The organism is Pseudooceanicola aestuariicola (genome assembly GCF_045763785.1).
Classification (GTDB): domain Bacteria; phylum Pseudomonadota; class Alphaproteobacteria; order Rhodobacterales; family Rhodobacteraceae; genus Pseudooceanicola.
In genome coordinates, this window is sequence record NZ_JBJGSF010000007.1 from 21,323 (window position 1) to 40,371 (window position 19,049).

The 19,049-nt window shown below is 64.3% G+C and carries 17 protein-coding genes; 11 read left to right on the forward strand and 6 right to left on the reverse strand.

Going from position 1 to position 19,049, the window contains the following annotated elements:
- The first annotated feature begins 127 nt into the window (after positions 1 to 127).
- The 4 genes from ACI3GR_RS17715 to ACI3GR_RS17730 all read left to right on the forward strand — a co-directional run bounded on the left by ACI3GR_RS17715 (position 128) and on the right by ACI3GR_RS17730 (position 5,461).
- Complete coding sequence (locus ACI3GR_RS17715; protein ID WP_407496360.1) at positions 128 to 1,132, forward strand: glycosyltransferase family 2 protein; 1,005 nt, start codon at positions 128 to 130, stop codon at positions 1,130 to 1,132.
- 66 nt (positions 1,133 to 1,198) lie between these two features.
- Complete coding sequence (locus ACI3GR_RS17720) at positions 1,199 to 2,650, forward strand: sialate O-acetylesterase (protein WP_407496362.1); 1,452 nt, start codon at positions 1,199 to 1,201, stop codon at positions 2,648 to 2,650.
- An 88-nt stretch (positions 2,651 to 2,738) separates the two neighbouring features.
- Positions 2,739 to 4,655, forward strand: a complete 1,917-nt coding sequence (locus ACI3GR_RS17725; RefSeq protein WP_407496364.1) for an acyltransferase family protein — start codon at positions 2,739 to 2,741, stop codon at positions 4,653 to 4,655.
- Positions 4,649 to 5,461, forward strand: a complete 813-nt coding sequence (locus ACI3GR_RS17730) for a sulfotransferase family protein (protein ID WP_407496365.1) — start codon at positions 4,649 to 4,651, stop codon at positions 5,459 to 5,461. Before ACI3GR_RS17725 ends, ACI3GR_RS17730 begins: the two co-directional genes overlap by 7 nt.
- Here the strand turns inward: ACI3GR_RS17730 and ACI3GR_RS17735 are convergent.
- Together ACI3GR_RS17735 and ACI3GR_RS17740 are read right to left on the reverse strand one after the other, a co-directional pair.
- Positions 5,456 to 6,070, reverse strand: coding sequence for a sulfotransferase family protein (locus ACI3GR_RS17735; RefSeq protein ID WP_407496366.1), 615 nt, complete (start codon positions 6,068 to 6,070; stop codon positions 5,456 to 5,458). The two genes, ACI3GR_RS17730 and ACI3GR_RS17735, sit on opposite strands and share 6 nt — an antisense overlap.
- Positions 6,063 to 7,841 (reverse strand): ABC transporter ATP-binding protein, encoded by a 1,779-nt coding sequence (locus ACI3GR_RS17740; protein WP_407496368.1) that lies wholly within the window; start codon positions 7,839 to 7,841, stop codon positions 6,063 to 6,065. The genes ACI3GR_RS17735 and ACI3GR_RS17740 overlap by 8 nt, the downstream gene beginning before the upstream one ends.
- Positions 7,842 to 7,979: 138 nt before the next feature.
- Between ACI3GR_RS17740 and ACI3GR_RS17745 the strand changes: the two genes are divergently transcribed.
- The 4 genes from ACI3GR_RS17745 (at position 7,980) to ACI3GR_RS17760 (ending at position 11,571) form a co-directional block, all read left to right on the forward strand.
- Entirely contained in the window at positions 7,980 to 8,909 is a 930-nt protein-coding gene (locus ACI3GR_RS17745; protein WP_407496370.1) for a glycosyltransferase, read from the forward strand.
- Between the two features lie 88 nt (positions 8,910 to 8,997).
- A complete protein-coding gene (locus ACI3GR_RS17750; protein WP_407496372.1) occupies positions 8,998 to 9,258 on the forward strand; it encodes a spike base protein, RCAP_Rcc01079 family in 261 nt (86 codons plus the stop codon).
- Between the two features lie 112 nt (positions 9,259 to 9,370).
- A complete protein-coding gene (locus ACI3GR_RS17755) occupies positions 9,371 to 10,279 on the forward strand; it encodes a right-handed parallel beta-helix repeat-containing protein (RefSeq protein WP_407496374.1) in 909 nt (302 codons plus the stop codon).
- Positions 10,276 to 11,571, forward strand: a complete 1,296-nt coding sequence (locus ACI3GR_RS17760) for an O-antigen ligase family protein (RefSeq protein ID WP_407496376.1) — start codon at positions 10,276 to 10,278, stop codon at positions 11,569 to 11,571. Before ACI3GR_RS17755 ends, ACI3GR_RS17760 begins: the two co-directional genes overlap by 4 nt.
- A 79-nt stretch (positions 11,572 to 11,650) precedes the next feature.
- Here ACI3GR_RS17760 and ACI3GR_RS17765 read toward each other — a convergent pair whose 3' ends face one another.
- The 3 genes from ACI3GR_RS17765 to ACI3GR_RS17775 form a co-directional block, all read right to left on the reverse strand.
- The gene (locus ACI3GR_RS17765) at positions 11,651 to 12,820 is read right to left on the reverse strand and encodes a hypothetical protein (RefSeq protein WP_407496377.1); all 1,170 of its coding nucleotides are present in this window, start codon (positions 12,818 to 12,820) and stop codon (positions 11,651 to 11,653) included.
- Between the two features lie 167 nt (positions 12,821 to 12,987).
- The gene (locus ACI3GR_RS17770; protein WP_407496379.1) at positions 12,988 to 13,611 is read right to left on the reverse strand and encodes a polysaccharide biosynthesis/export family protein; all 624 of its coding nucleotides are present in this window, start codon (positions 13,609 to 13,611) and stop codon (positions 12,988 to 12,990) included.
- A gap of 153 nt (positions 13,612 to 13,764) precedes the next feature.
- Entirely contained in the window at positions 13,765 to 14,388 is a 624-nt protein-coding gene (locus ACI3GR_RS17775) for a sugar transferase (RefSeq protein ID WP_407496380.1), read from the reverse strand.
- A gap of 390 nt (positions 14,389 to 14,778) precedes the next feature.
- On the opposite strand from ACI3GR_RS17775, the gene ACI3GR_RS17780 reads away from it, so the two are divergent.
- Genes ACI3GR_RS17780 through ACI3GR_RS17790 form a run of 3 tightly spaced genes read left to right on the forward strand, consistent with a single transcriptional unit; the run spans position 14,779 to position 17,911 of the window.
- Positions 14,779 to 16,164, forward strand: coding sequence for a GumC family protein (locus tag ACI3GR_RS17780; protein WP_407496382.1), 1,386 nt, complete (start codon positions 14,779 to 14,781; stop codon positions 16,162 to 16,164).
- Positions 16,165 to 16,173: 9 nt separating this feature from the next.
- The gene (locus tag ACI3GR_RS17785) at positions 16,174 to 16,980 is read left to right on the forward strand and encodes a nucleotide-binding protein (RefSeq protein WP_407496383.1); all 807 of its coding nucleotides are present in this window, start codon (positions 16,174 to 16,176) and stop codon (positions 16,978 to 16,980) included.
- Complete coding sequence (locus ACI3GR_RS17790; protein ID WP_407496384.1) at positions 16,958 to 17,911, forward strand: glycosyltransferase family 2 protein; 954 nt, start codon at positions 16,958 to 16,960, stop codon at positions 17,909 to 17,911. The genes ACI3GR_RS17785 and ACI3GR_RS17790 overlap by 23 nt, the downstream gene beginning before the upstream one ends.
- Here ACI3GR_RS17790 and ACI3GR_RS17795 read toward each other — a convergent pair.
- On the reverse strand, positions 17,883 to 19,046 hold the full coding sequence (locus ACI3GR_RS17795) for a nucleotide sugar dehydrogenase (protein ID WP_407496386.1): 1,164 nt from the start codon (positions 19,044 to 19,046) through the stop codon (positions 17,883 to 17,885). The genes ACI3GR_RS17790 and ACI3GR_RS17795 overlap by 29 nt on opposite strands.
- Between the last annotated feature and the right edge of the window lie 3 nt (positions 19,047 to 19,049).

Genomic DNA, 19,049 nt, shown 5'->3' on the forward strand with positions numbered 1-19,049 from the left:
CCCTTGGAATCGCCTCTGCCTGCCCAGATTGCGCCATTAACCTTAAAAATCTCTTACCGCCCCTTGGCCTGTCAGCCGGACCCGCGCTAAGCTGAGGGCGGGAGTGGAATGTAGAAAAGGCATTCCGATGCGTGATCACGCAATTGATCCCCCTATCGATCCCCCTGTGGCGCAGACCGCTCCGCCCCTCTCAATCCTGATCGTCAGCTACAATACCCGCGCCCTGACGCTGGCCTGTTTGCAGTCGGTTCTGGATCACACCGCCACGCCCGTGCAGATCATCGTGATCGACAACGCCTCCTCCGACGGGTCAGCCGCGGCGATCCGGGCGCAGTTCCCGCAGATCGACGTGATCGAGGCGACCGAGAACCTTGGCTTTGCCTGCGCCAACAACCGCGCCGCCCAAGTGGCGCGAGGTGAGCATTTGTTGCTGCTGAACCCCGATACCCTGCTGCGCCCCGGTGCGATCGACGCCGCCCTGCGGGTGGCCAAGGCGCAGCCGAAGGCCGGGATCGTCGGCGGGCGGTCGCTGTTTCCCGACGGACGGCTGAACCCAGGATCCTGCTGGGGCCGGATCACGCCATGGTCATTGTTTTGCAGCGCCATCGGCCTGACCGCGCTGGCACCGCGCAGCCGCCTGTTCAACCCCGAAGGCATGGGCGCGTGGCGCCGAGATCGGGACCAAATGGTCGACATCGTTCAGGGCAGCTTTTTGTTGATCAGCCGCGGCCTCTGGGACGACCTGCAAGGCTTTGACGAGGCCTATTTCATGTACGGGGAAGAGGCCGACCTATGCCACCGCGCCCGCGCCTTGGGCTATCGCCCGATGATAACCCCGGCGGCGGAATACGTACATTACGCCGGTGCCTCGTCGCCCAAAGCGGCGGCAAAACGGATCATGGTGGCACAAGGGCGGGTGACACTGATCCGCGATCACTGGGTGCCTACGCTAGTGCCTGTGGGGCTGGCGCTGATGTGGCTCTGGGCGGCGCTGCGGCGCGGGGCGTCGGCTCTGTTGGCGCTGATCTGGCCGCAATACCACCCCAAAGCGCAGACATGGGCAGAGGTCTGGACCGCCCGCCGCACATGGCTGCACGGGTACCGGTCAAGCCCCCACCGCGCGGGGCTATAAGGCCTGATTAACCAAGCTGCGCCACCCTTCCGGACCTTACCAAGCCCCCGCCAGAAGGACGCCGCCATGATCTTTGCCACAGGCCCCATTCCCCAAACCCGATCCCACGGCCCAGCCGTTCCGGTCACGCCCCGCACCTGCGTTCTGCTGGCCCTTGGGCAGTCGAACATGGTCGACCAATCGCCCGCCGACGGAACCCCTTGGCCCGCGACGGTGCAGGCGATGGATACCCAAACGCTGGCCTATGCCCACCCCGGCACCGGCCCTTTGACATGGCTGGAAAACAACCCCGGCAGCAGCGCGGACTGGCAGTCCGGTCCCGGCCAGCAGGTTAAAACCTTCGCCCGCCATTGGTGCGCCGCCCACCCTCACGACACGCTGATCGTCGTGCCCTGCGCCCGGGGCGGCACCGGGTTTCTGGACGGCGCCTGGCCTGCGACCGGGGCGGGGCGCCTATACAACGAAACCATCCGCCTGCTGGATCAGGTCTTTGCCGACCATCCGGGGGCCGAATTCACCGCCGTCCTGATCCAGAACGGCGAACGCGATGGCAACATGGGCAACGTGCTGTTCCAGTTCGACCTGATGCGCCTGATCGCAGGCCTGCGCACGCGCTATACCACCCCCGATCTGCCCGTGATTGTCGGAGAGCCGGGACCAACCCCCGCCTTCACCGCCAATGACACGCCCGCCCATGACCTGATCCGCGCGCACATCCGCCGCAGCCCCGACACCGCCGCCCATCTGGCCGTGGCCAGCGCGGTGGATCCCGAAGGGTTCGAGACGCTGCAATCGGTTGGCGACGGTCTGCATTTTGATCACGCGGCGCAAAAGGCCTTGGGCATGATGGATCACAGGGCGCTGTGGCAGGCGCGGCTACGCAACCGCCAGACGCTGCCCGATGTCGCGCTGGTCTGGCAATCGCATGACGGCGGCAATTGGGACGCGATGGAATTTGTCTGCGACGGGGTCGAGGCGGGCGATACGCTTGTCGTTCTGACCGCCGCGAACCTTGCCAGTGCAGCACCCCTGCCCACCGCCATGGCGATCGAGGGCGAGGCGCTGACGCTGCACCTGACGCAATCGGTGACGCAAGATCGGCTGCTGGGTCTGGCCGTGGGCAGTGTCACGCTTGCTGCCACCCCCGCCACCGATCTGCTGACCCTGACCGCCAGTTGGACCATTGCGCCCGCAGGCGGCGCGCTGTCGATCTGGCGGGTGCGCGGCGGGCTGGCCCTTGACGCGCCGCGCATCGATTGGGCCGCCGATCAAAGCGGCGCGCCCCTGGCGGCCAGCCCCGCCACCTCCGGCCCCGTGGCGATGATGGCCTATGCGGTGAACGGCGCGGGCGAGGTCAGCTTTACAGGCGATGGCACCGCGCTGGTGCGCGGGGCAGGGGGGCGACCCTCGACCTATTTCGCGACGCATCTGATCGGCACACCTTCGGGACCTGTGTCCATGACGCCCTCAACCGCCAGCGACAAGGTCTGCGGGATGATCGCGGTCACCCTCGGCTGATCCAAGGCTAATCCACGGAAATTAACCCCGCCTTAACCATCCCCGCGGTCCAATCGCGGGGCCACAGGACGGCGGCAGGGGGCTGCACATGAGTATTCCGTACCGGGCCGAGATTGACGGGCTGCGCGCCATTGCCGTTCTGGCCGTGGTTCTGGACCACGCGGGCGTGCCGTGGCTGGCGGGCGGCTTTGTCGGGGTGGACGTGTTTTTCGTCATCTCGGGCTTTTTGATCACGTCGATCCTGTTGCAAGATCCGCCCGGGCTGCGCCAGTTCTACCTGCGCCGCGCCCGCCGCATTCTGCCGGCGCTGATCGTGGTTTTGCTGGGCTGCCTCATCACCGGCTGGGTGATCCTGCCGCCCGACAGCTACAAGGCGCTGGCGCAATCGACGCTTGCGACCTTGGGCTTCGGCTCGAACCTCTGGTTCTGGCTGCAAACCGGCGACTACTTTGCCCCGGCCGCAGAAAGCGCACCACTGCTGCACACATGGTCGCTCGCCGTTGAAGAACAATTCTACATCCTCTTCCCGCTGATCCTCTGGGGCCTGCTTCGCGTAGGGCGACGTGCGGCGGCCCTTGGGATCTTGGCCCTGTCGATTGCCTCTTTCGCCCTGTCCGTCTGGGCCACTGGTCAAGCTCCCACGGCGAACTTTTACCTGCCCGTGACCCGCGCGTGGGAACTGGGGATCGGCGCGATGCTCGCCGTCCTGCCAGCCACCAGCCACTCTCCGACACCCAAAGTCGCCGCACCCTTCGGCCTGATCCTCATCGCGGCCAGCGTGATCGGCTATGACGCCCAGACCCCGTTTCCCGGCGCGGCGGCGCTGTTGCCCTGCCTTGGCGCGGCGCTGGTGATCTGGGCGGGGTCCGACGGCTGGGCGGCGCGACTTCTGTCGCGCCCTAGCCTGCGCTTTGTGGGTATCATCTCTTATTCCCTCTACCTCTGGCACTGGCCCGTTCTGGTCTTTGCCCGCACCCTGCGCGGCGGCGCCCTGACGCCTCAGGCAACCGCGGTCTGTGTGCTGCTGTCCTTCGCTCTCGCCACGCTTAGCTGGGCCATGATCGAACGCCCGTTCCGGCGCGGATCGCCCAAGTGGCCGCTTGCCATTCCCGCAACCGTCGTCGCGCTGGCCCTGACGGTCACCGTCACCCAAGGCCTGCCCAGCCGCATCGCGCCCGAAGTTCTGACCCGCTATACCAAGGCCACCCAACCAACCCCGACACAGGCGCACTGCCTAAAGGCCCCCTGCCAGATCGGCGCGCCATCAGCCAAGCCGTCGTTCCTGTTGTGGGGCGACAGCCACGCCAATGCGCTGATCCCGGGGGTCGAGGCCTGGGCGAACCGCACCGGCCAGTCGGCCATCGTCGCCACCCGTGTCGCCTGCGCGCCCCTACCGGGGATGATCCGTCTGGATGATGCAGCGGCCCAGGGCTGCGCGGATCACAATGACCGGACCCTGAAACTGGCGGTCGAAGACCCGCAGGTCGTTCTGCTGCACGCCCGTTGGGCGCTGAACACCACCGGCACCCGCGCACGGTTCGAGGCCGGGGAAGACGTGCGCCTTGCCCTCCGCGGTGACGGGCAGATGCGGACCAATGCGGATGTTCTTAGCGCCTCGCTGACCCAGCTTGCCGACCAGCTTCTGTCCCATGGCAAGACACTGATCCTGCTGGGGAACGTCCCCGAAATCGGCTGGTCCGTCCCGCAGGCGATCTTTGTCCGTGACCGTCTTGGGTTACCCCTGCCTGCCGCGCCGGACCTGCCGGAAACCAAGCGCAGGACCCAAGGCTTTCGCACCGCCGTCGCGCCCCTGATCACGTCGGGGCACCTTCGGCTGGTGACTATGTCAGACAAGCTCTGCACGCCGCGCTGTAGGACTGAGGACGACGGACAGTCCCTTTATCGCGACGATGACCACCTTAGCGCCCATGCCGCCCGACACCTGATCCCGCCGCTGCTCGACACACTTTTCAACTCAGCCCCCGAAAGGACCGCCAGATGGTAGCGCCGCGCCTGCATGTCGTCGGATCCTCACCACGGTCGGGCACGACGCTGATGTTCGAACTGCTATGCTACGGGTTCGACGTCACGCGGCTGGGCGATCACGAACACAGTCTTTTTGACCGTCCGCCAGTCACGGCCAGACCGGCGGCCTCAAAGACCCCCAACGATTTCGTCCACGTCAAACGGCTGCTGCCTTGGGATCGGCATCTGCACTGCCTGTTCATGGACCGCGACCCGCGCGATTGTATCGTGTCGCGGCACGGGCAGGCCCCGGATCGCTATTGGTGCGACTTCGAGACATGGGCGAAAAACCATGCGCTGATTGATCGGCTTGGTCCGCATCCACGGGTCTTGGTGTGCCGCTACGAAACGCTCGTCACTGACCCGGACAGGGTGCAGGACCAGATCGCAAGCGCCTTTCCTTTTCTGCGGACCACCCGGCGTTTCTCCACCTTTGGAGCCAAGGCCGATGTGTCCGACGCGACCCGGCTGGCACTGAAGGGCGCGCGGCCTGTTACCGCCGCAAGCCGTGGCGCATGGCGACAAAACCTGCCCCGCATCGCCGCCCAACTGGCCGAGTTTCCCGAGATGGCAGATCAGGTCGTCAGGGCCGGATATGACACCCCCGGCTGGACGCGGATCTGTGACGGCATCCCCCCCGATCCGGCGCTGTCGGTCCGGGCAGAACATGATCCCTTACGGCAGCGATCAGGTGCCGCGTGGGTCACCGCCCGCATCGCGCGGCGGCTGGGCAGCCTTGGGAAAGAGCTGCGTTATGCCGCCCATGCGCTGCGCGAAAACTCATAGATATAACCGCTGCACCCGTCGCCGCACCCGCACCGCCAAGGGCACCCGACGATCGGTGCCGGCGGCATTGGCGTGGGGAAAAGGCGTGTCGGGGCGCGGCTGATCCAAAAAGGTGCATAACGGCCGCCAAGGATCACGCTCTGCCCCCAGATCAAGTTCCAGCAAGGCGCCGGGACGTGTCGCGAAATGCGCACGCACGGCTGCATTATGTGCCAGATACCGCGCCTTGTACTGATCCGGGGCGTTCAGCGGCGCGCCCTGCGCCGTGCCATAGATCAGACGGCGCATCGGCGTCTCCTCGGCCCCGAAATGCGCAGTGGCCGAGGCAAGCCAGCGGTCCGCATCGCGGGTGGTCAGGATAAAACGGGCGGTTGGCCACATCTCCTCCATCTCGGCGTAGACCAGCGGCCATGGGTTGTCTTGGAACGCGTCGAACAGATGCGATACGGCCCGGCACCGGCTGCGATAGCTGCGCGCGATATTGCCGTGATAGACCCAGTTCGGTCCCGTCACGCGATAGCCCAGTTGCGCCAGCGCCGCGCCAAGGCTGGTGGTTCCCGTCTTGTGAAAGCCGATGCAGAACACCTTTGGGCGGGGGCTGTCAGGCATGGGCCAGATCCCGGAACGCCGCGTCGCCCTCGATCAGCTCGGCATAGCTGCCGCGGGCGACGATCCGGCCCTGTTCCAGCATGACAATCTGATTACACCCACGAAGAGAGCCCAGTCGATGCGCGATCATGATGATGGTGCGGCCCGGATCCTCGGCCCGGATCGCGGCGATTACCGCCCGTTCGGTCACCGCATCAAGGGCCGAGGTCGCCTCGTCCAGCACCAGAACCTGCGGCGCGTGATACAGCGCGCGGGCGATCCCGATCCGCTGTCGTTGTCCGCCCGACAGGCGCACACCGCCTTCGCCGACCAAGGTGTCAAACTGATCCGGCAATTGCGCGACCACATCCGCCAGACAAGCCAGCCGCGCGGCGCCGCGGACGGCGGCAGGGTCCACATCCTCGGGCGCAACGCCAAAGGCGATATTGGCGGTGATCGTGTCGTCCGACAGGAAAATCTGTTGCGGCACGTATCCCAGCCCGCGCTGCCAATCCGCCAGACGGTCTGGCGTCACAGGCTGATTGTCCACCCGCACCTGTCCGGTCGTCGGCGTCAGAAGGCCAAGGATCACATCGACCAGCGTGGTTTTGCCCGAGCCTGTGCCCCCCACGATCCCAAGTGTCGCACCCTTGGGCACATGGACCGTCACGCCGCGCAGGCTGGGCCCGTCGGCCTTTGGATAGCGATAGGCGATATCGGTGAGTTTCAGGCTCTGTTTCAGGGGAATTGGCTGCGGATTGCCCGTAGCCTGCGGCATGGTGAGCCGCGTCAGCGTGTCATGCAGATGGCGCAGCGCGGGCAGGGTAAAGCGGATCAGGCTGGCCTGCGAATACACCTGCTGCAACGCCGGGAACAGCTTGATCGCCGCCACGCCGATCAACCCCAGCAAGGGCATCAGCGCCGCCAGATCCTGCCCGCGCCATGCGACCAGCATCAGGATCAGCGCGACGAAACTGCCGTAGATCACCGCCTCCAGCACATAGCGGGGCAGGCGGCCTAAGGCCTGTGCCACGGCATGGGTCTGCGCCACGCCCTGCGCCGGGGTGGCAAAGCGGGTCAGCGCGCGATCCTCTAGCTGGCGCAGCTTGATATCCTTGATAGACCCGCCGATTTCCTGCACCGCGCGAAACCGCGTTGCATTATGTCCGATCCGCGCCCGGCCCACCCGGTCCAGCGGTCGGCGCAGCAACACGAAGACCAGCGCATAGGCCAGCCCCAGCCCGCCACCCAGCCCAAGCGCCACGCCGGGATCGGCCAGCACCAGCACGCCAGCAATCGCCAGCGTCATCGTCAGGCCAGAGGTCAGCACCATCGCAGGCAGGATGGATTGGCGGGCGATCATGTCGACCTCGGACAACAGATCCTTGGACAGGTCAGAGGAGTTGCGGGACAAAAACCATGCGTAGGGCTGGGCCAGCGTGCCCTGCAACAGCCGGACCGACAGCGCATACCCGCAGGCCGTGGCAAAGCGCAGCTGCGCATAGGTGCCCACCGCGCGCACGGCCATGCCCAGCACCAGCAGCACCAGAACCGCTGCGCCGACCACCAATGTCAGGCGGGTGGGATCGTCGCCCAAGATGCCGGCCAGCGGGCCCAGCCACTCTGCCCCTGCCTTCGTCGGATCGCCCACCAGCGACAGGAAGGGCCAGATGGCGGCGACGCCCGCGACCTCGAACAGCGCCATCAGGACCGACAGGCCCAGCATCAGCGCAAAGCGTCGCCTTTCCCCATCGCTCAGCATCGCCCAGATCAGGGATAAATTTTCCCGCATATGGCCCCCTATTAATAAACCGTTCAGAAATTTACCGGACATTTACCAATAAGGAGTTTGCGCCCAATTCATTGCCAAAGGGTTAAGGGGCCAAAGCGTTAAGGGGCCGCAGGGGTAACTGACCTAAGGGACGGACACATGACCAAACCGCTCGTCACCGTGATCATCCCCGTCCACAACAGGGCGGATCGGCTGCCCCGCGCGGTCGGCAGCATCTGCGCGCAAAGCTATCCAGCGCTGGATATTCTTGTGATCGACGACGGCTCTGACGATGACGTGGCGGGGGCGCTGGCGGGGCTGAATGACCCACGCATCCGCGTGATCCGACGGGCGCAGAATGGCGGGGCGGCCGCCGCACGATCAACCGGGTTGGACCATGCCAAGGGCCGCTATATCGCCTTTATGGACAGTGACGACGTCAGCCTGTTTGACCGGATCGAACAACAGGTCGCGCTGATCGAAACTCTGCCAGCCGACTACATCGGCGTCTATTGCGCCGCCCTTGCCATCACCGGCGCGCAGGCCCGCCTGCTGCCCGGCAAACGCGCGGATCAGGGCGATCTAAGCCGCGCAACGCTCAGGGGTAATTTCATCGATCTGCCCACCATGCTGCTGCGGGCCAAGGCCGCCCGCGCCGCAGGCCCCTTTGACAGCCGCCTGCGCAATAACGAGGACTGGGATTACACGCTGCGCCTGACCCAGCTGGGCAAGATGGCGTTCATTCCCCAACCGCTTTACGTCTTTTCCTACGCCGCCAAAGGCGCGGCCACGAATGATCACCTGTCGCATAACGCGCGTTATTCGGCCCGCAGCTACGCGCGGATCACCGGCAAACTGCGCCGCGCTGGTATTCGGGGGCGCGATCTGGCGCGGCACTACAGGGCGGCGGGCAGTTACCTGATGCGGCTGGGTCAGCCGGGGTGGGCGCGTCCGTTCTTTGCCGCCGCCCGCGCGCAGCATCCGACCAATCCGCAGGGCTATCTGCACCTGATGCTGTGTCATATGCCCGGACTGCATCGCGTCGCCCGCAGCGTCACGCACCGCCTGCGCCACAGGGGGTCGACCTGATGCAAGGGGGGGAGCGTACGGTGCCCACAAGGTTTCTTTGGGAATTTCGGCGACACCTGTCGCCACCTTCACAACCCCGGAGATCCTCATGGACCCCTTTGCAAACCATAGCCAAAGCCTCGACGCCCCGATCCGCGGGGCCGAGGCCATCGTCCCCGACGACGCCATCGACCTGCCGACCCTGCCGCGCGCCATCTACGTGGGTGCGGGCGGCGATATCTCTGTCACGTTGGCTGATGGCGATACGGTCACGCTGGCGGCGGTGCCTGCGGGCAGCTTCCTGCCGCTGCGCGTCTCGCGCGTGTTCACCACCGGCACCACGGCTGGGGCGATGCTGGCGCTTTGGTAGGCTGGCACTGGCGATCTGCCTGACGGCGGGTCCGGGGGGCGCGCGCGATCTGCACGTGACCCCGGACCAATCGTTGCAGGCCATTTTGACGACGGCGAGGGGCGGGGATCGGGTGACGCTTGCCCCGGGCGATTATGGCGTTCTGCGCCTGACCGACCGCCACTTTGACCCGCCGCTGATCCTGCGCGCTAACCCGCATCAAACCGCCAAGCTCTCAGGGCTACATCTGCACGGCGTCAGCGGCGTGACCCTCGCCGACATGACCCTGCGCACCCCACCGACCAAGGGCCGCGACGACCACCGCCCCAATGTGATTGAGGACTCGTCGAATATCACCCTGACCGGGCTGCACATCATCGGTGGCAACGCCTTTGGCACCGGCACCCCGGCGGATGGCTTTGGCGCCGGCACCGGGCTGGTCATCCGCCACAGCCAGCAGGTGACCATCCGCCAAACGAAGATCCGCACCTTCCTGCGCGGGCTGGTCGTCGCAGGCGGGCAGGGGGTGACGGTCACCGACAGCGATATCGCCGATATCCGCTCGGACGGGATCAACATCCTCTTTAGCGATCACGTCACCATCGCCCGCACCCATATCCACGATTTCCGCCGCGCCTTCGGCACCAAAGACCACGCCGATATGATCCAGCTTTGGACCCGCGGCCATGATCGGCCCAGCAGAAACATCACCCTGATCGACAACGATCTGGACATCGGCGCGGGCGATGCGACGCAATCCATCTTTGCCCGGAACGAGGCGGCAGAGGAGGGGCGCGCCCAGATGGGCTATCGCGCCCTGCGGATCGAAGGAAACCGGATCCGCAACGCCCATAGCCACGGCATCACGGTGGGGCAGGTCGATGGCCTGATCCTGCGCAACAACCGCCTGCTCGCCGCGCCACATCCCCGGCAGGGCGGGCGGATGCATCCCGATTGGGCACCGCGGATCCGCCTCTCTCCGGACGCGCGCAACGTGGTGAGCGCGGGCAATGTCCTGCAGACCGAAGGGGCGATGCAATGACCCAAGGCCGCCCGACGCTGGCGCTGATCTTTCTGACCCTGATCTTCGTCCCCATTCAGGCCGAGGTCGCGGGGCTAGTGCTCACCCCCCTGCGCCTATTCCTCCTTGCCTGTGTGCCGGTGCTGTCGGTCGGTCTGCTGATGGGCCGCTTTGGCCCGCTCAGGTTGGTCGACGGGCTGGTCATCGCCTACCTCGGCTGGGCGGCGCTGGCGCTGGCGATCAACAGCCCGGCGCAAGCGGTCCAGAACGCAGGCGCGGGCACGGTGGATTTCCTTGGCGGCTACCTGATCGCGCGCGCCAGCCTGCGCCGCGCCCGGGATTTCGGGATCGCGGCAGGGTGGCTGGGCGTGCTGGTGACGCTTAGCCTGCCGCTAGCGATCTGGGAAACCCAGACCTCGACCGCGCCGCTGATGGCCTTGGCGGATGCGCTGCCGGGCGTCACGTCAGACACGGATTTCACCTACCTCAGACTGGGGGTCGACCGGGCGCAAATGGGTTTTCCGCACCCGATCCTTTACGGTCTGGTCTGCGCCTCGGCCCTGTCGCTGGTGGTGCTGGGCACGACATGGTCGATCCCCCTGCGCGCGTCGATTGCGGCGACGGTCTGTGCGGCCACGCTGACCTCTGTCTCCAGCGCACCGGCGCTGGCGCTGGTGATGCAGGCCGGGCTGATCGGCTGGGCCTGCGCGACGCCGGGGCTGCGCAACCGCTGGCTGGGGCTGACGGCGGTGCTGGCGCTGGCCTACCTGGCGGTGATGATCGCCGCGAACCGCCCTCCGCTACGACTGTTCCTTAGCCTCGCCACCTTCACGCCGGAAACCGCCTTTACCCGCCTGTCGATCTTTCACTGGGGCATGGTGAACGTGCAGGCCAGCCCCCTGTTTGGTCTGGGCCTTGGCGACTGGACCCGCCCACAGGGGATGAGCCGTAGTCTGGACAATTTCTGGCTGCTGACCGCCATGCGCCACGGCCTGCCCGCGCTGGTCTGTCTGGCCGGGGCATGGGTGCTGCTGATCGCCCAAACCGCGGGCATGCGCCTGACCGGAGACCCCGATCTGGCCCGCGTCAGACTGGCTTGGATATTTTCGCTGCTGGGCGTCGGGTTCTGTCTGGTGACCGTGCACACATGGGACGCGGCCTATGCCTATATCGCCTATCTTCTGGGGGCGGGGGTCTGGCTGCTGGACGCCGCGCCCGAGCGTCGGACGGAAAGCCCCCGTCGCCATCCCGCGCCGGTCTATGCGCGGGACTTTCACGCCGCGGGTCAAAGGCCATATCGCAGCACCCTGTGATCTGTCGAACGGCAGCCAAAGCTGCGCGGCGCTTGAACCCTCCGCCTTGCGCCGGAACGCCCCAATGAACGCCGCGCCGTTACTGGGCAGAGAGCACATCCCGGCTCAACGTTACGAACAGCGTCGTCGATCGCCCAAATGGTCCGGGCCGGGACACCCGATGATCGATCCCGCCTTCCAACCGCCAGTCCGAGGTCACCGCAACACCATAGCTTGCCCCGACGCGCAGCCTTTGCCGCGCCCCGACCGTCCGGTTCAACGTGCGAATATCCGCGATCCCCAGATCGAACGTGATCCGCCCGCCCCGCAGAACCTCATGGCTGATCTTGGCCGACCCTTCGGTCACCACCTGCACCGCACCGCCATCCTGCACGCGCAGCTCTCGCAGCGCACGAACCTCGAACCGACCTTGGCTCAGCCGGCGCGTGTACCGCAGATCACCGACAAAGACGCCGCCCACGGTCGCATCCCGCATCAACCCGAGCCGAGCCGAAATCGCGCCGATCCCGGTCCGGCTTTTGCCCCCGAACATCAAGCTGTCGCGCGCCCCGTTCGGCGCGATCTCTCTTTGATAGGACGCCCGAACCTGCCCCGCCTTGCGATCACGCGTGACCGACAGGCTCCAATGCAGGCCGGTCTGATCGCCCCAGAACCCGCCCCTTTGGCGCAGCACCGTATGACCCACGGCGACCTTGGCGCGCGTGATCTGGTCCAGCTCGACCTCCAGCCCAGTCGTCACATCCAACCGTCTGGAGGTCAGGGCGGGCTGGCTATCGGCGCGCTCCCTCTCTGCCGTGACCCGATTGGTCCAGGCCAACCGCCCATGACGCCCCGTGACACCGACGCTGACCCTCGTCCGATCCGATCCCACGTAGCCCGCCGCGCCAGAAAACCTGCGCCCTGCGTGCACCAGCCCGATCGACCCTTCCAGCGGGCCGTCCTTACCGACCCTCGCCCTGACCTCCGCGCGGTAGGCCAGACGATGCCCCGGGCTTTCCCTGTCCAGCGCGGCGCCCGTGACGGGATCGATAAAGCTGGTCAAGCGCCGCAGGTCCGTGCGCTGAACCCGAATTTTCGCCGCAAGATCTGCGCCGCCCGTATCGCGCCGGTAGGACAATTGTAGGTCAGGAACCCGCGCCTCAGCGCCGCCTGTCGTTCGCCATCCCAGCTCTCCGGCGGCCAGTATTCTTAACTGGCTCAGCGGGCGGGTCCGCTGCAGGTCAAGCGTCAGACCGCTGGCAAATTCCAACGCGCCCCTTGCACGCCCGGGTCCAGCCTCCGTTCGAACGGTCTGAGCAAAAGTCAGGGACACCCGGTCAGCCGTATCCTCGGCCCTCGGCGCGCTGACGGTCACCGCGCAGACCCCGCAGATCCCTGCGACAGCCCGCCAGACCCTGATGCGCCCCCAAGCCATTCCTATTCAAACAGCCGACGTTCAGGCACGACCAGCACGTCCCCCGGCCGCAAAGGCGTCGCCGCCGAAATCCCGCGGCCGCGGTGATAATCGAACAGGAAAACCTGTTCCTTGCCGCTAACCACGCGCCGCAACTCAATCCGCTTGGTCGCTGCGAACTTGGTGAACCCGCCGACCATGGACAGCCCCTGCAACAGGGTGACCCCGCTGGCGGCAGGCATCGCGACGCGCCCGGGCTTCGCCACCTCACCCATGACATAGAACCCGTCTTGAGCCATGGGTTTTGCGACCTGCCGCGGCGCTTGACGGACCACGCGCCCGGGCCGCTGCGCCTCTGCCACCGACTTGACCGAGATGAAGATCGTCGGCCTGATCGCAAAGCTGGGGGCCAGTTGATCCGCCAGCCTGCGCTGCAGCCCGGTGACGCTGGACCCAGCCGCCGGGATCGACCCGACGAAGGGAAACGCGATGGTCCCGTCTGGCAGGACCAAGACCGTCCGGTTCAGGCTCTCATCCTCGATCACCTCGATCCGCACCTCATCGCCCGGCTGCAACTGGTACGCGGACCGCGCCTGCGCCATCGCCGCGCCCAGAACCAAAATGACAGTCAAAACGATCCGCAGCATCGACGCCTCCCGATCAGGCCCCTCAACGACCTCAGCCCGGGGTCGTTTTTGGGGTACCTTCAGCACATCAAAAGACGGTTAATAAACTCCTAACCTACGCACCTCTTGTGACACCTCCTTTCCAAAAAGCGGCCACTAACGACCTGCAGCCCGTCACCAACCCGTGCCGCGCAGAACCACGAAAAGCGTCCGCCACAGGATCGACAGGTCACCCATCAGGCTAAGCGACCCACGATATCGATCATCGTACTGCGCCCGTTCCGCAAAGCCGGTGGCGTTGCGGGCAGACACCTGCCACAACCCGGTCAACCCGGGCCGCAGCGTGTAATAGGCGCGCCCCGGATACAGGCCGACCTGATCCACCATGATCGGCCGCGGACCGACCAGGCTCATGTCACCGCGCAGGACGTTCCAAATCTGCGGCAGCTCATCCAAAGAGGTCCGCCGCAGAAACCGCCCCAGCCGCGTCACGCGCGGGTCATTGTGCAGCTTTTGCCGCTGCTCCCACTCCCGGCGCGCCTCCGGGTCGGCCTCAAGATGCAGGGCCAAAGCCTGTTCCGCCCCCGGAACCATCGTCCGGATCTTCAGCATCCCGAAGACTCGGCCATTCCGACCGATCCGCCGCTGCCGATAAAGCGCCGGATGCCCATCCGCCGAGACCCACGCGAGCACGACCGCCAAGCCCGGGATCAAAATCGGCGCCGTGACCACCACCAAAAGCAACGTCGCAACAATATCGAACAGCCGCTTGTAGGTGCGCGCATATGGCCGTGACAACGAAGCGAGTCTGCCCGCAATCACAGTCTGCGGTGTAAATCCTGATTTTTCGTAAAACATAGGGTGGAAACCTAAAATAAATCCGGAGAGACCGGATTAATTACAGAATTCCCCCTGCCTTGTTCAGGCAGCCACCCAGATGCAACGTTGGCGTTAATACTCCAAACCAAGTCATTGCGATTCTCTTTATTTCACCGAATTAACATCAATGTCCATACGGAGTCGAAATTTTGGCAAATTTGCCTGAGGCGTTAATAGCTTGTTAAGAAAGAGCCGGTAGTTATTGGTTGGAATTGAATTGGAGCGCTATCCCCATGCCGTGGAAGGACCCTTGGCATTCAAAACGTTAACCTTTGAGGTTGAGAGCTTCGACGTTCGAAAGGAATTGCCATGCAAGCCCTCCGGTACATCTGGAGATTAATTATCTATCGGAAGTTCTGGCTTGCCGCTGCCTTCGCGGCACCTTTAATTGTCGCAATTTTTATTTCCGCCACATTAGCGGATATCTATGAATCACGAGCCGTTATAAATTTTAAAAATTATCCAGAACTCTACCCTGATTCGATTAGCTCAGAAGGAACATCAAAGTCCGAACTGGATTTGGCCAAAACGTTTTTGTTAACGCGCCATAACCTGCTGACAATAGCACGAATGCGGAGTGTTTTCCGCACTGGCGACCGGTTGGCCGATGATCAGATTGTCGCCGCCATGTTGGCCAACACGAGTGTCACAATATCTGCCGGTCGAAACGACGCGACCTTGATGACCATCGCCTTCCGTGCGGACGCCGCTGCGACGGCTTCCCAAGTGGTTTCAGACTACGTGGACACCCTCCTGGCTCAGAACACCACGACGCAAACCGAGGCCGCCACTCAGACTGCGGATTTCCTGCGGACCGAAGTCGACAGGTTAAGGCTGGCCGCCGAAACAAGCCGCACTGCCGTTCAGGCCTTCCAGCAGGCGCACCAGCAAACGCTGCCGCAGACCCTTCCTCAGCGGCGGGTAGAGTTGGAAAGGCATCAAAATCAACTGCGCCAATTGGAGCGGGATGTCTTCGATGTGAAGAGCCAAAAGGCAGCCTTGGTTGCACAGTTGCAAACCGGTGCGCTTAGTGCGTCCGCTCCGACCACGGCAGAGCAGGAGGTGTCGCGTTTGAAGCGCGATCTTTCTACGGCTCTGGCCATCTACGCAGCTAAAAATCCAAAGGTCATTGCGCTGCAAGGACGGCTGGCTCAGGCAGAGAGCCTTCTGGCCAGAGAGAGGGCTGCGGCGCCCGGGCGAAAGCTGATTTTGATGGAGATTGAGACGCTGGAAGCGCGGTTGTCAGACGCGACATCGAATCGAGCCGCCCTGCAAGATAAGATTGACGCACTAGAAGCGTCCTTACGGAATACGACGACGGCATTGGAACTCGACCGCCTCAGAAACGATCTGACTGCGGCGGAGGACGGCTATCAAAAAGCCTTGGCCAAGCTCAGCGCGGCAGTGACCGGCGAACAACTGAGCGTTTCCGAAACAGGCCAGCGCATGACCGTGATCGAGCCGCCGACACGTCCAACGATGCCCTCTGGCCCGGACCGCAAAGCGATCGTTTTCGGGGGCGGCTTGGTCGGGCTTTTGGCCGCGGCAGGTGTGTTCTTGGTGTTGGAGCGGGGAAACCGCATGATCCGACGGTCTCAGGATCTGATCGAAAGCCTTGGTCTGACGCCGATCGTCACCATCCCACAGATCGCGCCCCGCCCGCAGCCCGTCGCGGCGCAGCGCGTCAGGTATTGAGGGGCAAACATGACCGCGTTTCAAACCACACTGGAAAAATCGCAGGCGCTGAAGGATCAAATTCCAGACGATGCACAGCCAGATCAGCCGACAGGGCGACAGGCATTGGCGCAATGGCTGGCCTTGCCAGAGCTTTGGTTGGACGTGGCCTATCTGCGCTCTCAGCTGGTGGTCACTGCGACACCGGACGAGGCCGCTGTGCCGTTCGATATCCTGCGCACGAGGTTGGTCTGCTTGGCGCGGCAGCACGGGTGGCGGCGCATTGCAATGGTGTCCCCGGCGGGCGGGGCTGGCAAAACCACCACTGCGGTGAACCTTGCCTTTGCGCTTGGCCGTCAGTCGGGGCTGCGGACTTTGGCGCTGGACTTCGATCTGCGTAAACCGACTATGGGTCGCGTTCTGGGTGCGCGGGTTCCGTTGAATATGACCGACCTGATGCAGGGACAGGGGCATTTGTCTTCGGTCCTACGCCGCCATGGTCAGGGAATGGCGTTTGGGCTGAATGATGGTAGCGTCGGGCAGTCGTCGGAATGGTTGCAATCCGTCGAAGCCGTTGACCTGACAGCGAGGTTTGAGGCCACATATGCTCCGGATCTTATGTTGATCGACCTGCCGAACCTCGCTCAGGCCGACGATGCCATCGGGTTTCTTCCCAACGTCGACGCCGCCCTGATCGTGGTCGAGGCCGGGCGGCATTCCTCTTACGACATCGACGTCATCGAACGCCAAGTAGCAGAGCAGACCCGCGTCGCGGGGATCGTTTTGAACAAATGCACATTGCCGGACAGCCCCTTTGGACCCCGTCGCACCAATTGACCCTGTCGCCGCGATCATCATCCCGCACCTGAACGACGCGGTGCGGCTTAGGCGGTGTCTGGGTGCGCTGGTCGAGGGCCTTGATCCAAAGGTCAGACCGCAGGTCGATATCGTGGTTGTCGATAACGGCTCGGACCCGCCGGTCGATTGGGTGCGCACCTCCTTTCCCGGTGTGCGCCTGATGACTGAACCACAGAAAGGGGCCGCCCATGCGAGGAACCGCGGGATGGCAGAAACCTCTGCGCCGATGGTGTGGTTTCTGGATGCCGATTGCGTTCCCGCGCCGGGATGGGCCGCGCAGGCGCTGCGGCATGATGACCCTGACCAGATTGTTGTCGGGCCGGTTACGATGTTCGATGAGACCGGGGGCACGCGCACCGGCGCACAAGCGTTTGAACATATATTCGCCTTTGATACGAAAGCTTACGCCAAGAAGGGGTTCGGGGTGACGGCCAATCTGATCACCTCTCGGACGCTGTTTGATCGGGCTGGGCCGTTCCGGGATGGCGTGCCAGAGGACAAAGAATGGTGTCAGCGGGCCCGGGCGGCGGGCGGTCAGATCATCTATGACCCGCAGCTTGTTATGCAGCATCCGACGCGCGCCGATTGGCCAGCGCTTCGGGCCAAATGGCGGCGACTGGTGACAGAGGAATGGGGGGTGCATCAGGCGGCGCAGAAGAGCCTCTGGCGATGGCGCCTTCGCGCCGTGCTGGTTGCGCTGTCGGGTCCGGCGCATGTGCCGAAGGTTGCGCTGGCTCGGGGGCTAGGCCCGGCAGAGAAGGCAAGGGCAGCGGCTACCTTATTGAAATTGCGTTTTTATCGGTCTGCTTGGATGTTAAACCACGCGCTAAATTTACCGCAGAATCCGTTTTATGTGAACAAAGCCACGAACAACCAGCCCCCTAATCCGCCCCAAACAGATCGCGCGTAAAGACCTTGTCCGTCACGTCCGACAACTCGTCACTCCGCCGGTTCGCAAGGATCACATCCGCCTGCGCCTTGAACGCGTCCAGATCGCGAATGACGCGGGAATTGTAGAAATCCTCGGCCTCCAGCGCGGGTTCATAGACCACGACTTCGACACCCTTGGCCTTGATCCGCTTCATGATCCCCTGGATCGAGCTTTGGCGGAAGTTGTCAGACCCCGCTTTCATGGCCAGACGGTAGACGCCCACGACTTTAGGTTTGCGGGCCAGAACCTCGAAGGCAATGAAATCCTTGCGGGTGGTATTCGCATCGACGATCGCGCGGATCATGTTCTGCGGCACGTCGGAATAATTTGCCAGCAACTGCTTGGTATCCTTGGGCAAACAATAGCCGCCATAGCCAAAGGACGGGTTGTTGTAATGCATCCCGATCCGCGGGTCCAAGCCGACGCCTTCGATGATCTGGCGGCTGTCCATGCCCGCGGCCATGGCATAGCTGTCCAATTCGTTAAAATAGGCCACTCGCATGGCAAGGTAGGTGTTGGCGAACAGCTTGATCGCCTCGGCCTCGGCCGGTCCGGTGAAAAGCTGCGGTGCTTCGGTCACGGCCCCTTCGGCCAGCAGCGCGGCGAACCGGCGGGAGCGGTCACTGTCTTCGCCGACCACGATCCGGCTTGGGTGAAGGTTGTCGTAAAGCGCCCTGCCCTCGCGTAGGAATTCCGGCGAAAAGATCACCTGATCCGTCTCTAATTCAGCGGAAATGCGGGTGGTGAAGCCGACGGGCACCGTGGATTTGACCACGATCGTCGCAGCACCGTTCAACGCGATGACGTCGCGCACCACCCCCTCGACCGAAGAGGTGTCGAAATAGTTGGTCTTGGCGTCGTAGTTCGTGGGCGTCGACACGATGACGAACTCTGCCCCGCGCACCGCGTCGGCCAGTTGCGTCGTCGCACTCAGGTTCAACGATCTGCGCGCAAGGTACTCCTCAAGCTCCGGGTCGACGATCGGGCATTCCCGCGCGTTCACCGCTGCCACCCGGTCCGCGTCGATGTCCATGGCCACGACCTCATTGGCCTGCGCCAGAAGCACCGCGTTCGACAGGCCCACGTACCCGATCCCGATGACGGCTATCTTCATCGC

Coding starts and splice junctions, on each gene's coding strand:
- ACI3GR_RS17715 (WP_407496360.1), top strand. CDS start 128: ATGCGTGATCACGCAATTGATCCCCCTATCGATCCCCCTGTGGCGCAG.
- ACI3GR_RS17720 (WP_407496362.1), top strand. CDS start 1,199: ATGATCTTTGCCACAGGCCCCATTCCCCAAACCCGATCCCACGGCCCA.
- ACI3GR_RS17725 (WP_407496364.1), top strand. CDS start 2,739: ATGAGTATTCCGTACCGGGCCGAGATTGACGGGCTGCGCGCCATTGCC.
- ACI3GR_RS17730 (WP_407496365.1), top strand. CDS start 4,649: ATGGTAGCGCCGCGCCTGCATGTCGTCGGATCCTCACCACGGTCGGGC.
- ACI3GR_RS17735 (WP_407496366.1), bottom strand. CDS start 6,070: ATGCCTGACAGCCCCCGCCCAAAGGTGTTCTGCATCGGCTTTCACAAG.
- ACI3GR_RS17740 (WP_407496368.1), bottom strand. CDS start 7,841: ATGCGGGAAAATTTATCCCTGATCTGGGCGATGCTGAGCGATGGGGAA.
- ACI3GR_RS17745 (WP_407496370.1), top strand. CDS start 7,980: ATGACCAAACCGCTCGTCACCGTGATCATCCCCGTCCACAACAGGGCG.
- ACI3GR_RS17750 (WP_407496372.1), top strand. CDS start 8,998: ATGGACCCCTTTGCAAACCATAGCCAAAGCCTCGACGCCCCGATCCGC.
- ACI3GR_RS17760 (WP_407496376.1), top strand. CDS start 10,276: ATGACCCAAGGCCGCCCGACGCTGGCGCTGATCTTTCTGACCCTGATC.
- ACI3GR_RS17770 (WP_407496379.1), bottom strand. CDS start 13,611: ATGCTGCGGATCGTTTTGACTGTCATTTTGGTTCTGGGCGCGGCGATG.
- ACI3GR_RS17780 (WP_407496382.1), top strand. CDS start 14,779: ATGCAAGCCCTCCGGTACATCTGGAGATTAATTATCTATCGGAAGTTC.
- ACI3GR_RS17785 (WP_407496383.1), top strand. CDS start 16,174: ATGACCGCGTTTCAAACCACACTGGAAAAATCGCAGGCGCTGAAGGAT.
- ACI3GR_RS17795 (WP_407496386.1), bottom strand. CDS start 19,046: ATGAAGATAGCCGTCATCGGGATCGGGTACGTGGGCCTGTCGAACGCG.